Origin of the sequence: Bradyrhizobium cytisi (assembly GCF_008123515.1) — a bacterium.
GTDB classification, from domain to species: Bacteria; Pseudomonadota; Alphaproteobacteria; order Rhizobiales; family Xanthobacteraceae; genus Bradyrhizobium; species Bradyrhizobium cytisi.
This window is the reverse complement of sequence record NZ_VSSR01000036.1, coordinates 17,350-29,578: the sequence shown is the minus strand read 5'-3', so window position 1 is coordinate 29,578 and position 12,229 is coordinate 17,350. Positions and strand designations below refer to the sequence as shown.

At 64.5% G+C, this 12,229-nt stretch carries 11 protein-coding genes; 7 read left to right on the top strand and 4 right to left on the bottom strand.

Features of this window, described 5'->3' with window-relative positions:
* Positions 1 to 598: 598 nt before the first annotated feature.
* Positions 599 to 1,072, bottom strand: a complete 474-nt coding sequence (locus FXB38_RS22150; RefSeq protein ID WP_148753099.1) for a hypothetical protein — start codon at positions 1,070 to 1,072, stop codon at positions 599 to 601.
* 296 nt (positions 1,073 to 1,368) lie between these two features.
* Between FXB38_RS22150 and FXB38_RS22145 the strand changes: the two genes are divergently transcribed.
* From FXB38_RS22145 to FXB38_RS42890, 7 genes are all read left to right on the top strand, one after another.
* The gene (locus FXB38_RS22145) at positions 1,369 to 2,367 is read left to right on the top strand and encodes a tripartite tricarboxylate transporter substrate-binding protein (protein WP_148753098.1); all 999 of its coding nucleotides are present in this window, start codon (positions 1,369 to 1,371) and stop codon (positions 2,365 to 2,367) included.
* A gap of 287 nt (positions 2,368 to 2,654) precedes the next feature.
* Positions 2,655 to 4,307, top strand: coding sequence for an NAD-dependent malic enzyme (locus tag FXB38_RS22140; protein WP_283812751.1), 1,653 nt, complete (start codon positions 2,655 to 2,657; stop codon positions 4,305 to 4,307).
* A 253-nt stretch (positions 4,308 to 4,560) separates the two neighbouring features.
* Positions 4,561 to 4,953 carry a BlaI/MecI/CopY family transcriptional regulator gene (locus FXB38_RS22135; protein ID WP_148753097.1) on the top strand — a complete coding sequence of 131 codons (393 nt, stop codon included), beginning with the start codon at positions 4,561 to 4,563 and terminating at the stop codon, positions 4,951 to 4,953.
* Positions 4,950 to 7,484, top strand: coding sequence for a M56 family metallopeptidase (locus FXB38_RS22130; RefSeq protein ID WP_148753096.1), 2,535 nt, complete (start codon positions 4,950 to 4,952; stop codon positions 7,482 to 7,484). Before FXB38_RS22135 ends, FXB38_RS22130 begins: the two co-directional genes overlap by 4 nt.
* A 114-nt stretch (positions 7,485 to 7,598) precedes the next feature.
* Complete coding sequence (locus FXB38_RS42895; RefSeq protein WP_187435055.1) at positions 7,599 to 7,757, top strand: hypothetical protein; 159 nt, start codon at positions 7,599 to 7,601, stop codon at positions 7,755 to 7,757.
* A gap of 152 nt (positions 7,758 to 7,909) precedes the next feature.
* The gene (locus FXB38_RS22125) at positions 7,910 to 8,446 is read left to right on the top strand and encodes a septal ring lytic transglycosylase RlpA family protein (protein ID WP_148753095.1); all 537 of its coding nucleotides are present in this window, start codon (positions 7,910 to 7,912) and stop codon (positions 8,444 to 8,446) included.
* 100 nt (positions 8,447 to 8,546) lie between these two features.
* Positions 8,547 to 8,720, top strand: coding sequence for a hypothetical protein (locus FXB38_RS42890; protein WP_187435054.1), 174 nt, complete (start codon positions 8,547 to 8,549; stop codon positions 8,718 to 8,720).
* Here the strand turns inward: FXB38_RS42890 and FXB38_RS22120 are convergent.
* From FXB38_RS22120 to FXB38_RS22110, 3 genes are all read right to left on the bottom strand, one after another.
* The gene (locus FXB38_RS22120; protein ID WP_148753094.1) at positions 8,692 to 8,997 is read right to left on the bottom strand and encodes a hypothetical protein; all 306 of its coding nucleotides are present in this window, start codon (positions 8,995 to 8,997) and stop codon (positions 8,692 to 8,694) included. The two genes, FXB38_RS42890 and FXB38_RS22120, sit on opposite strands and share 29 nt — an antisense overlap.
* Positions 8,998 to 9,133: 136 nt before the next feature.
* Positions 9,134 to 9,406: a hypothetical protein gene (locus tag FXB38_RS22115; protein ID WP_148753100.1), complete on the bottom strand. Its 273-nt coding sequence runs from the start codon at positions 9,404 to 9,406 to the stop codon at positions 9,134 to 9,136.
* 129 nt (positions 9,407 to 9,535) lie between these two features.
* Positions 9,536 to 12,226 carry a flavin-containing monooxygenase gene (locus FXB38_RS22110; protein ID WP_148753093.1) on the bottom strand — a complete coding sequence of 897 codons (2,691 nt, stop codon included), beginning with the start codon at positions 12,224 to 12,226 and terminating at the stop codon, positions 9,536 to 9,538.
* Positions 12,227 to 12,229 lie beyond the last annotated feature (3 nt).

The window sequence follows — 12,229 nt, the reverse complement described above, 5'->3', positions numbered from 1 at the left end:
CTCTGATTCCGGATACTAGGGCTAACAGGATTGCAACCAGCGCGTTCGACACCCAGTACAACGGCGAGCGCCCAATTCCAGTCACTGCGAGTTCAGCAGCTCGTTCGCGTGCTTTTGCTACGCGCCACCAACAAAAGCCGAAGAATGCAAAAGCAATAAGCCAGTTCATTCCAGCACAATCAGTTGGACTTGCGTCGTTCGTCTTCGAACGGCGGACGACTGAGATGTCTCGTGAGACGCCCTTCATTGCCCCACCCGTAGCGCTTAGCGAACAGAACGTACACGAGGCAGGCTAGGCCCAACGTTATCAGCACCATAACGAGGCTAAGGCCAAGGAACACGTAGATGCTGGACGTGCCCCCGACGATCAGGACGAGCATAAAAGTGGAACGAATGCTGAAAGGCGACATGCCCGCTAAGGTAGCACGAGGGCGCTGGTGGTTCGCAGCTCTCCGACGATTAGGGTTCGCAAACCGTTAAGTCCGCTCATGACCCTTAGCTGACCTCCTGCGGTGCTCGGGCCAATGTCCTTAAGTGCCCGGACGCGCAAGTGGTGCGATGGTGAGCGACCACCTGCCGCGAATTGATTGGCGATGAATTACTTCCGCTTTTCAGATTGGACGGTTGTTGGATTAGTCTTGCCGTAGTGCATTGGCTCGATCACGTTGGCCGCGAGCGCAAAGAGAAGGACTGTACCACAAATTGTGCAGATCACTGCTCGTGCTTGAAACCCAGCGAGAATCATCGCCTCGGCTTCATCGTATCCTTCCTCTTTCATCCAAATTGATTTTGCTCGCTTTGATAGGGCAGCCCCATTCGAGCGGAAGAAAAGCCAAGTTGAATATCCCTTCCAATGTGCAACCCGCTTTTTAGCCCTCCGAATATTGAGGAAGAAAGAGCCGAAGAAGATCGATAACATCAATACTGGAACTAGATAGAACATTTCGTGAGGGAGCATGAGGACCGGCCACCGATTGAACTGGGCACGCAGCTTAACGTCGTCACTTGCATCGTCTTCATTCAGTCCATTGCGACTGCATTCGATAGGAGGTTGCAAACCGACGTCTCGCATTTGTATTCACTTCTTGCGATGTTCGCCAAGAGTTAAGCTCGTGGCCCGTAGCTGACCTCGTGGGTGGAGGCATGCTGAGGACCGCTTCTGGCCCAACTCGGACCTCGGGTGAGGTGCGCCAACACGGCCGGTATCGGAGGCAGAGCGGACCTCACACGAAGTGCAGCGCGAGTTTATGAATCCACGCCCTAAGCGGCCCGGCATCATTTCCAGCTTGCCTCTGCCCGTCCGCCAGCGTTCACTCCGGCTTCAGCCCGCTGACGACATGCGGGCTGCAAAAAGGGTGGGAGAGAACGATGCGGGGGCTGTGGGCCGGATTGCGCGGCCGTGTGATGGTCGCATGCGCGTTGATCGGAAGTACGGCGTGGATGGCGCCGGCGGACGCTCAGCCGTTTCCGTCGCGACCCATCACTCTTGTCGTGCCGTTCGCGGCGGGCGGTCCGACCGACACGCTGGCGCGGATCCTGTCCGAGCGGATCGCCATCGAGCTGCACACGACGGTCGTGGTCGAGAACGTGGCCGGTGCTTCCGGCAGCATCGCCGGTGCGCGCGTCGCACGTGCGGCGCCTGATGGCACCACGATTGCGATCGGCCATTGGGGCACGCATGTACTCAACGGCGCGGTCCTCAAGCTGCCTTATGACGTGGTCGCCGATTTCGAGCCGGTCGCGCTGGTCGCGATGGGTACGCAGCTGATCGTCGGCCGAAAGTCGCTCGAGGCCAACAATCTGAAAGAGATGATCGCGTGGCTGAAGGCCAATCCCGGCAAGGCGAGCGCGGGGACGGCCGGCGCCGGCACCGGCGCGCATGTTGCCGGCGTCTTCTTCAAGGAGAAGACCGGCACCGACTTCCAGTTCGTGCCCTATCGCGGCGCGGGGCCCGCCATGATCGATCTCGTCGCCGGACAGATCGACATCATGTTCGACCAGGCTTCGAACTCGCTGCCGCAATACAGAAACGGTGCGATCAAGGCGTTCGCGGTGACGGCGCCGACGCGGCTCGCGTCCGCGCCCGACATTCCGACCGTCGACGAAGCGGGGCTGCCGGGTCTCTACATCTCCTACTGGCACGGCATCTGGGCACCGAAGAACACGCCGAAGGAGATCGTCACAAGGCTCAACGTGGCCTTTGTCGCAGCCCTTGCCGACGCTTCCTTCAAGCAACGCTTTGCCGAACTGGGCCAGGAGATTCCGCCAGTGGACCAGCAATCGCCCGCAGCCCTCGGCACCTTCCAGAAGGCCGAGACCGAGAAATGGTGGCCGGTGGTGAAGGCTGCGGATATCAAGGCGGAATAGGGGCTTTCCTTATCCTGAGGAGGCCGCGCAGCGGGCGTCTCGAAGGATGGACGCGGGCGAGATAGGGGCCTTCATGGTTCGAGACGCGCGAAGACGCGCTCCTCACCATGAGGAGCGCGAGTCGCCCCGCGCCGTTAACCTTTGCGCCGCGCGCAACTGCGCTCTCTCGCGAAAATCTCGCTGCGGTGCGAGATCACAATCGCGGCCCGGGGAGCAACGTCCTTGATCTCGATGGAACGCTGGCCGACAATGCTTGCCCTTCAATAAGAAACTCCCTGGGGGAATTCGTGAATAGACCTGCTCGGGTCGACACCCATTCGACATCGTCCGATTCCGCGCACGGCATGGCCTTGCTGCGCGATCCCTTGCTCAACAGGGGCACGGCCTTCACGGAAGCGGAGCGCACAGCGCTCGGCCTGCGTGGCCTGCTGCCGCCTTGCGTGCTGACAATGGAGACGCAGGTCGAGCGCGTGCTGACCAATCTGCGCACGCTGCCGACCGATCTGGAAAAATTCGTCGCGCTGAACGCGCTGCATGACCGCAATGAGGCGCTGTTCTTTCGCGTCGTGGTCGACAATATCGACGAGATCCAGCCGATCATCTACACGCCGACGGTCGGGCTCGCTTGCCAGAAATATGGCCTGATCTACCAGCGACCGCGCGGCATGTTCATCTCCTCGCGCGATCGCGGCCAGATCGCGGAGATCCTGAAGAACTGGCCCAATGCCGCAAAACTCATCGTCGTCACTGACGGCGAGCGCATTTTGGGGCTTGGCGACCTCGGCGCCAACGGCATGGGCATTCCCGTTGGAAAACTCTCGCTCTATTCGGCCTGCGCCGGCGTGCATCCCGAGCAGTGCCTGCCGATCGTGCTCGACGTCGGCACCAACAACGAGGAGCTCCTCAGCGATCCCTACTATCTCGGCCTGCGCGAGCGGCGGCTCACCGGAGACGCTTACGACAGCTTCGTCGACGAATTCATGGTCGCAGCGCGCAAGACGTTTCCCGATGTGCTGATCCAGTTCGAGGACTTCGCCAACCATTCCGCGTTCAAGCTGCTGCACAAATATCGCGACGAAGCCTGCGTCTTCAACGACGACATCCAGGGCACCGCAGCGGTTGCGCTCGCCGGCCTGTTCTCGGCGCTGCGCGTCAATGGCGGCAAGCTGACGGATCAGCGCATCCTGTTCCTCGGTGCAGGCGAGGCTGCGACCGGCATCGCCGATCTCGTCGTCTCCGCCATGATCGCGGAGGGCGCAACGGAAGCCGAGGCGCTCCGGCGCAACTGGCTGGTGGATTCCCGCGGCCTCGTCGTCGGCGGTCGCGAAGGCCTCTCCGGCCACAAGCTCCGTTATGCGCACAAGGATCAGGCGCCGATCGCCGACTTCCTCACCGCGATCAAGACGCTGAAGCCGACGGCGATCATCGGAGTCGCCGCAGTCGGTGGCGCCTTCACGCCCGATGTGCTCAAGGCGATGGCCGGGCTCAACGCGCAGCCGATCGTGTTCGCGCTGTCCAACCCGACCTCGAAGGCGGAATGCTCGGCGGAGGATGCCTATCGCTACACCGAGGGCCGCGCGCTGTTCGCCTGCGGCAGCCCCTATGATCCGGTCACGCTCAATGGCCGCACCTTCGTGCCGCGCCAGGGCAACAACTCCTACATCTTCCCCGGCGTCGGCCTCGGCGTCATCGCCAGCCGCTCGCGGCTCGTGACCGACGAGATGTTCATGGCGGCCGCCCACACGCTCGCCAATTGCGTCGGCAAGGAGGACCTCGATCAGGGCAGCCTCTATCCGGCGCTGCCCCGCATCCGGGAGGTCTCGGCCCGCATCGCGGTGGCCGTCGCTGATGTCGCCTATCAGCGCGGGCTCGCCGACGGACCCGCACCCAACGATGTCAAGGGCCTGGTCCAGTCGCAGATGTACGAGCCGAAGTACTGAACCAGTCCAAGCCTGTCGCTTATGACGGTTGAAGACTGCCGGGAGAGCTCGGCCTGCATGGTTCGAGACGCCCGCTTTGGCGGGCTCCTCACCATGAGGGTCTGGTATCTCGCAGCAGACGCGTCCTCATCCTGAGGGCCCGCCGTAGGCGGGCGTCTCGAAGGATAGGCCGCCGGAATCGCCGTTGTCTGCCCGTGCCTTATGTGCGACGCTGCGTAGCGTTACAAGAATCTCAAGCTGTTAGGTAAGCCACATGGACGATCGTTTGCCCGACCTGGGCGATCTCGAGCACGAGGTCATGCAATTGGTATGGGCCCATGGGCCGGTCACGGCCGAAATCGTGCGCGAGCGGCTATCGCGACGCCTGAAGGAATCGACGGTGCGGACGGTGCTGCGCCGGCTGGAAGAAAAGGGCTATGCTCGCCACACCGTGGACGGGCGCACCTACGTCTATCACGCCGCCGAAGAGCGGGCGCGGGTTGCGGCCAAGGCGGTGCAGCGCATCGTCGACTGGTTCTGCAACGGCTCGATGGAGGAGGTCCTCGTCGGCATGGTGGACAATGCGATGCTCGACCAGCAGCAATTGCGTGCGCTGGCCGACCAGGTGGCTAAGGCGAAGAAGGCGAGGGGAGTGAAAAAAGAATGATCGCGGCTCTGGCTGAGGCGGCGTTACGCTCCTTCGCGCTGGGAGGCGTCGTCTGGATCGGTCTCATCCTGTTTCGTGTGCGCAATCCGCACGTCCACATGACGGCGTGGATGGTCGTGCTGCTGGCATCGCTGGCGATGCCGTTCGTGATGCATTGGCCGACGCTCACCATCGACCGGATGCCTTTGTCCGTGCCCATGCGGGATGAAGCGTGGCCGGCCGACTTCTCAATGCTGGAGCGACCGCAGCCGTCCCTGCCGATCGCGCCCGCTGCGGCCATCGCGCCGATGGTGAAGCGAGGTGTCTCGATCGACTGGTGGATGGTCGCCACCACCGTCTATGCCTGCCTCGCCGGCCTGATGCTGCTGCGGCTGGCCATCGGCCTCTGCCTGACCTGGCGTCTGGCGCGCGCGGCGAAGCCGGTGAAAAGCCGTGAGATGATCGATGCCGATGTGCGCGTCAGCCGCGACGTCGGCGGCCCCGTCACCTTCGGCTCGATCATCCTGGTGCCGCCGCAGTTTTTCGGCTGGGACGCGAAGAAGCGCCTCGCCGTGCTCGCCCATGAGGGCGCGCATGTCGCCAATGGCGATTTCTACGTCCTCTTGCTCGCCTCGCTCAACCGCGCGGTGTTCTGGTTCAGCCCGTTCTCCTGGTGGCAGCTGGCGCGGCTTGCCGAGCTTGCCGAGATCATCAGCGATGCCCGCGCGATCGAGATGATCGACGACCGGCTGTCCTACGCCGAAATCCTGCTCGACGTCGCGACCTCCGTGAAGCCGCGGCCGATGGAGCTTGCGATGGCGCGGGCTTCGACCGTGCGCGCGCGGGTCGAACGCATCATCGCAGCCGCCGCCATGCCCGCAGCGGTCGGTTGGCGCAAGCGGCTGTGGATCGCGGCCGCGATCGTGCCCGTCGTGATCGTGTCCGCCGGCATGATCGCCTATCGCACGCCGGATCCGGTGCCCGCCGGCGCAGATCTCGGCCAGGTGCCGGCCGAGCATTACCATCCGTTCGTCAATTTCTACGCCGTCAATTTCAACGTCATGGGCCCGGCCTCGGTGTTCGCCATCTTCCGCGAGGGCGACGAAATCTACGGGCAGCTCACCGGACAACGCAGGCTGCGCCTGACCGTCGCCAACGACGGCACGGCGTCCTATGCGGCGTCGTCCGGCGAGATCACGTTCCCTGTTGATGCGGAGCGTCGCTCGTCCGAATTGACGCTGCATATGAATGGCCGCGACGTGCTTGCCGTTCGCGTTGCCGAGATGCCGGCGCCGGCTACGGACCCGGTGTCGCTCGATCAATATGTCGGCTGGTACAGGATCGCGCCGGGCCGCGTGCTCACCGTGCGGCGCGATGGCGATCGTCTGCACGTGCAAGAGACCGGCCAGGGCCGAGCGCCGGTTCTTGCCGAGGGCACTGACGCGTTCTCCGTCCACGGCGATCATCTCCTGATCTTCCTGCGCGATGAAACGGCCGGCATCTCGCGCGTGCTGGTCCACAACGCCACCTCCGGCGCCCGCCTCGCGCAGCGGATCGATGCAGCGCAGGCTCAGGCGATCGAGGCCGACTTCGCGCGCCGTCTGGCGGAAGTCCCTGACAGATTCAGGGAGCAGGTCCCGGCTGCGCGCAGCAAGGAGGCGATCCTCACTGGTATCGAGGATTTGCGCCGTGGCACGCCGAACTACGATCGCATGAGCGCGCCGCTCGCCGCCAGCATCCATCGTCGGCTCGACGAATTGCGCGCGACCTTCGTGGCGCTCGGTGCGGTCGAGACGATCTTCTTCCGCGGCGTCGGGCCGGGCGGCTACGACATCTATGGCGCCAAGTTCGAGAACGGCACGGCGGAATTCCGCGTGCTGCTCGAGCCGGACGGCAAGGCCGGCGACGTGATCTTCCGGCCCGACGGCAACGACGAGCTTGGCGGCATCGTCTCCTGCTCGGAAGAGGCGAATGTGCGCGGCCGCGCCGGCACCTCGCCGATCAGGATCATGCTCTACAACGAGACGGACGACGATATTAAGGTCTTCAATCTCGGCGCTGACGGCGAGCGCAAGGCGCAGAGCGTCGTCAGGTCGGACATGACCTGGGCCGCGCTGACCACGGTGAACAGTCCTTGGGTCATTGCCGACAAGTCAGGGAAGTGCATGGAGATCCTGGTGCCTGGCCGGCAGACGCGCTTCCATAATGTCGAGGCCTCGAACGTCAGTGCCAGGCCGGGGCGTGCGTCGCGTCGCGCCGTCCCGATCGCCAATGGCGAGGCGATGCTGCGGCAATATATCGAGGGCATCGGCAAGGGGCAGCCCGACTACGACCATATGACCACCGAGGTCGCCAACATCACGCGTCAGCAGCTTTTGTTCGACCAGGCCATCGTGGCGCGGCTAGGGGCGTTGCGCGCGGTCTCGTTCCGCGGCGTCACCGCGCTCGACAGCGACATCTATGTCGCCCAGTTCGCCAACGGCTCGGCGGAATGGCGCATCGGCGTCAGGAACGGAACGATCACCAAGATCGCGCTGGGGCCGAATTTCTAGCGGCGCGGCTTGCGCATCAGCGCTGCGAGCGCTACGATATGTAACACTAAGCTAGGTAGCGGGCCCCCGCGAATTCGGCGCGGCCCTCGCAAGCTGACCGAGTTCATGATGTACATGCTGACGCAACGGGAGCTCGACTTTCTCGCCAGCCTGAAAACCGGCTGGCGGCTGCTCTATCGGCGCGAGCTGATGCGGCTCATCAGGGGCGAGGTCGCGAGCGGCGAGGCGCGGCCGGAGACGCGCCCGATCATCTGGCGCGCCGCATCGGGGTGATTTTTCGCGAGCCTGTTTCGATTCAGGACAGCTAACTGTGGTGGATTCATCACAGCCGGCGCGAAACGCTGGCGGTCGCAAGGCCGCTTTTGTTCAGCCAAGGTTCTGCCCTCATTGCCCACCGAAACTTGGGGTTGTTCGGAGGGCGCATCATGTCTCGCTTTGCAAGTGCAGAAACTACTGCCGAAACGGCCCGGATTTCGCCGGCAACCTCGAGCCGGTTGTTGCTCGCCATTATCGGCGCCGCCTCGCTTGCCGCGTGCGCGCAATCACCGGTTGGCCGCCAGAAGGCTGACCTTGCCAGCACCGGCCGGCAGGTCGCGATCGAGCGGCCGCACCGCGTGGCGACGCTGCATCCGCGGCCGATCAGCCGGGTGCGGGTTCCCAGCGAGACCGCGGACGCAAGGCCTACGGCCTCGCGTGGCGTTGCGAGCTTCTATTCGGACACGGAAACTGCGAGCGGCGAGAAGTTCGACAAGAACGAATTGACCGCGGCTCACCCGAGCCTGCCGTTCGGCACCAGGCTGCGCGTCACCGACGTCTCCTCCGGCCGCGCCGTGACCGTCAGGGTCAACGATCGCGGGCCCTTCGTTCGCGGCCGCGTGGTCGACATCTCGCCGTCCGCGGCCGAGGCGCTCGGCATGGTCGACAAGGGCATCACCAATGTCCGGCTCGATGTGGTGCAATAGGGCGTAATCGATCGACTTCGAAGCTTCGCGTTTAACCGGCTGTTAGCTGCTCTCCCGCACCATGGGTGCCCGGCAATTCGGGGCTTTGGGGGGACGGCGCTTGAACACGATCCAGTATCTCGAAGATCAGGCGGCGCGCGCCGAGCGGCTTGCCAAACGGATCACGGATACGCCGACGATCGAGAAGCTCCTGACCTTCGCCGGCGAACGCCGCCGCGAGATCGAGGTCATCGCCGGCAGGCGGGTCAGCTATGGTTCTCGACGAAATCGCTGAGGTAGTCGGGCAGCGTCACGCCATCGGCGCCGCAGCGTGCCTGGATCTCATCAGCGACATCGGTCGAGATGTCCTTCATCCAGTGCTCGAGCGTGTTGAACGAGATCACCTTGATGGGGTCGTTAAAGCATCCCGCGACGAGCTCGCTGATCGTAGCGTCGAGATCGCTTCGTTCGACCCGGATTTCAGTCGCTTCGTCGAGACGATCGATCACCACGAACAGGGTTTGATCTGCGCCAAATGGCACGACCGGGAATTGCGCGCCAGCTTCAAGCATGTGAGTTGCTCACGTCTTGGCTTTGGATTGGCTTCCGATCCTGTTAACTGGAAAAACCGGAAGAAGGTTCCTACCCAAGTCGGCGGAAGCAGCTAAGACGTTCGTCGTGCGCGTGCAGCCGCTCGCCCACCGGCAATCAGAGAAATTCCCGCAGCCGCGACAGCTCCGCGATGTGCTCGGGCGAGAGGATGTCCGTGACCAGCGGCGGCTGCGGCGCGGTGTGGATCTCGTAGAGATGCCGGGTCGGTGCGGGCTTTTCCATGAAGGCCGAGATGCACTCGTCGAGCGTGCCTTCGCTCACGTGATAGGACGCGCGGTCCGGCCGGCGCTGGTTTCCGAGTGACGGCCATTTATGCAGCACGGCGCGCGCGCTGAAATCGATTTTTGACTCAACTGATACGCCACCCATCGTCCCCGCCTCACGCAACAAGAGCCCCAGCACGCAATCTGCCGTGCCGGGGCCCATACCCATCGCTGCATCTCAATGCCACGCCTCGGTAACGCGGCGGCCGAGAAAAGGTTCCCGGCCGATGGCGGCTTAACTCGCGGCAGCTGCGATTTTGTGCCCCGGGCTTTCATGGCTGTGGCCGGTCTCGTCGCCGCGACTGACCTCCGGCGGCAGCCCGGCAAAGCGCCGCAAGGCTTGAGCCATCTGCATCCGGCCCTGGACGCCAGTGATCACCACGTCCACCATCGGAAAGGACGAGTGGAAATGGCCGCGGGCTTTCAGCTGCTCGACCGGGACGCCGGCGGCCGCCATCGCTTCCGCATAGGCGATCCCCTCGTCGCGCAATGGATCGAACTCGCAGGTGACGACGAAGGCCGGCGGCAGGCCGGCGACCTTGCCGCGCAGCGGCGAGACACGCGGATCGGTGCGGTCGGCCGGCGAGCAGTAGAGGTCCCAGAACCAGTCCATCAACGATCGCGTCAGGAAGTAGCCGGTCGCATTGTCGTTGTAGGAGGGCCGGTCGAAGCTGCAGTCGGTGACCGGACACACCAGCAGCTGGCCGGCGATCTCGGGCCCGCCGCGGTCGCGCGCGAGCTGGCAGGTGACGGCGGCGATGTTGCCGCCGGCGCTCCAGCCTGCCACCAGCACCGGATCCGGCTTGCCGCCGAGCTCGGCCAGATGCCCGGCGATCCAGCGCGTCGCCGCGTAGCCGTCCTCGGCCGCGGTGGGGAAGCGATGCTCCGGCGCGTGGCGATAGCCGACGCTGACAAAGCTCATGCCGGTTCGCCGCACCATGTCGCGGCAGAACGGCTCGTCCGACTGCTCGTCGCCGAGCACCCAGCCGCCGCCGTGGAAATAGACCACGATCTGATGCGGGCCCGGTGTGGCCGGCTTGTAGACGCGATAAGGCAGCGGGCCATCCGCGCCGGGCAGGGTGCCGTCGGCGATGTCGCCGATCAGCCGTCCCGCAGGCCGGCCCTTGTTGAACTCGTTGACGAAGGCACGCGCGCCGATCGCGCCCATCGACTCGATCGGCGGCAGGTTCAGCGACGCCAGCAGGTTCAGCACCAGCCGCACGTCCGGCTGCAGCCGCACCACCTCGCCGTCATTGCATTGCGCGGCGACGTTGGGGCCGGTGAGCCTGAAGCCGAGCATGCCGCGGCTCGCGACCTCGTCGCAGATGCTGCGATAGGGGCCGACGCCGCCGGTGTAGGGCATCAGGCCCTGCACCTTGCCGGGCACGTTGGCGCCCGTGTACCAGGTGTTGGCGAGCCGGTGCAGCGTCACCATCGAGCAGTCGGCCATGTGCCGGCCCCAGCCGGCTTGCGCCGTCACGGTCGGCTCGATCGTGGTGAAGCCGGCGTCGCGCAATGCGGCGAGGCGGTCGACGACCCAGTCGACATGCTGCTCGATCGAGACCGCCATGTTCGACAGCACCGACGGGCTGCCGGGTCCGGTGATCATGAAGAAGTTCGGGAAGCCCTCGACCGTGAGACCGAGATAGCTCTGCGGCCCCTGCGCCCAGACACCGCTGAGCGACTTGCCGCCGCGCCCCGTGATCGGATGCACGGCGCGGATCGCGCCGGTCATGGCGTCGAAGCCGGTCGCAAACACGATGACGTCGACGTCGACGTTGCGTTTGCCGGTGGTGATGCCGCCTGCGGTGACTGCCTTGATCGGCTCCTGGCGCAGATTGACCAGCGTGACGTTCGGCCGGTTGTAGGTCGCGTAGTAGTTGGTATCGAGGCAGGGACGTTTGGCGCCGAAGGGATGATCGTGCGGCATCAGCGCTGCCGCCGTCTCCGGATCCTTCACGGCCGCCGAGATCTTCTCGCGAATGAGATCGCAGATCAGCTTGTTGCCGTCGAAATCGACGCCCTGGTCGGCCCAGAGCTGCGTGAGGATATAGACGAGGTCACCCTTGCCCCAGGCCACCTCGAAGCGTTCGCGCCGCTCGGCGTCGCTGAGCTGCCAGCTCACCGCCGTCTGCTGCGGGTAGGGCACGCCGGCCATCGACTGGCGCGCCTGCTCGCGATAGGCCGCGCGGTCGCTCTGGAACAGGTCCCTGCGATCGGCCGGCGAGGGGCCGTTATGCGCAGGCAGCGCGAAATTCGGCGTGCGCTGGAACACGGTCAGAAGCGCGGCCTGTTCGGCAATTAGCGGGATCGACTGGATGGCCGACGATCCCGTGCCGATCACGGCGACGCGTTTTCCGGCGAGATTGACGCCGTCATGCGGCCAGCGTCCGGTGAAATAGACCTCGCCCTTGAAATCCCCGACGCCGTCGATCTCCGGCGGTTTTGGCGCGGAGAGGCAGCCGGTGGCCATGATGTAATGGCGGCAGGAGACCGGTGCGCCATTGTCGGTGGTGAGCTGCCAGCGCTCGGCCGTCTCGTCCCACTTGGCTTCGGTGACCTTGGTCTTGAAGCGGATGTCGCGGCGCAGGTCGTAGCGGTCCGCGACGAAGCCGAGATAGCGCAGGATCTCGGGCTGGGTGGCGTATTTCTCCGACCAGGTCCAGACCTTGTCGAGTTCCGGATCGAACGTGTAGCTGTAGTCGATGGTCTGGATATCGCAGCGCGCACCGGGATAGCGGTTCCAGTACCAGGTGCCGCCGACGTCGCCGGCTTCGTCGAGACCGGCGGCGGAGAGGCCGGCCTTGCGCAGGCGATGGAGTAGATAGAGGCCGGCAAATCCGGCGCCAACCACGGCAACATCGACCTGTTGAGCTGTTCCACTCGCCGCCTTGGACTCACGTGCGGCGACCATTGCGTCCGGCATGGT

Bases quoted from the DNA above. Each gene is read 5' to 3' on its own strand.
- FXB38_RS22135 (WP_148753097.1), top strand. From the start codon at position 4,561: ATGGACGATCGTTTGCCCGACCTGGGCGATCTCGAGCACGAGGTCATG.
- FXB38_RS22115 (WP_148753100.1), bottom strand. From the start codon at position 9,406: ATGGGTGGCGTATCAGTTGAGTCAAAAATCGATTTCAGCGCGCGCGCC.
- FXB38_RS22145 (WP_148753098.1), top strand. From the start codon at position 1,369: ATGCGGGGGCTGTGGGCCGGATTGCGCGGCCGTGTGATGGTCGCATGC.
- FXB38_RS22110 (WP_148753093.1), bottom strand. From the start codon at position 12,226: ATGCCGGACGCAATGGTCGCCGCACGTGAGTCCAAGGCGGCGAGTGGA.
- FXB38_RS22150 (WP_148753099.1), bottom strand. From the start codon at position 1,072: ATGCGAGACGTCGGTTTGCAACCTCCTATCGAATGCAGTCGCAATGGA.
- FXB38_RS22130 (WP_148753096.1), top strand. From the start codon at position 4,950: ATGATCGCGGCTCTGGCTGAGGCGGCGTTACGCTCCTTCGCGCTGGGA.
- FXB38_RS22125 (WP_148753095.1), top strand. From the start codon at position 7,910: ATGTCTCGCTTTGCAAGTGCAGAAACTACTGCCGAAACGGCCCGGATT.
- FXB38_RS42895 (WP_187435055.1), top strand. From the start codon at position 7,599: ATGCTGACGCAACGGGAGCTCGACTTTCTCGCCAGCCTGAAAACCGGC.
- FXB38_RS22120 (WP_148753094.1), bottom strand. From the start codon at position 8,997: ATGCTTGAAGCTGGCGCGCAATTCCCGGTCGTGCCATTTGGCGCAGAT.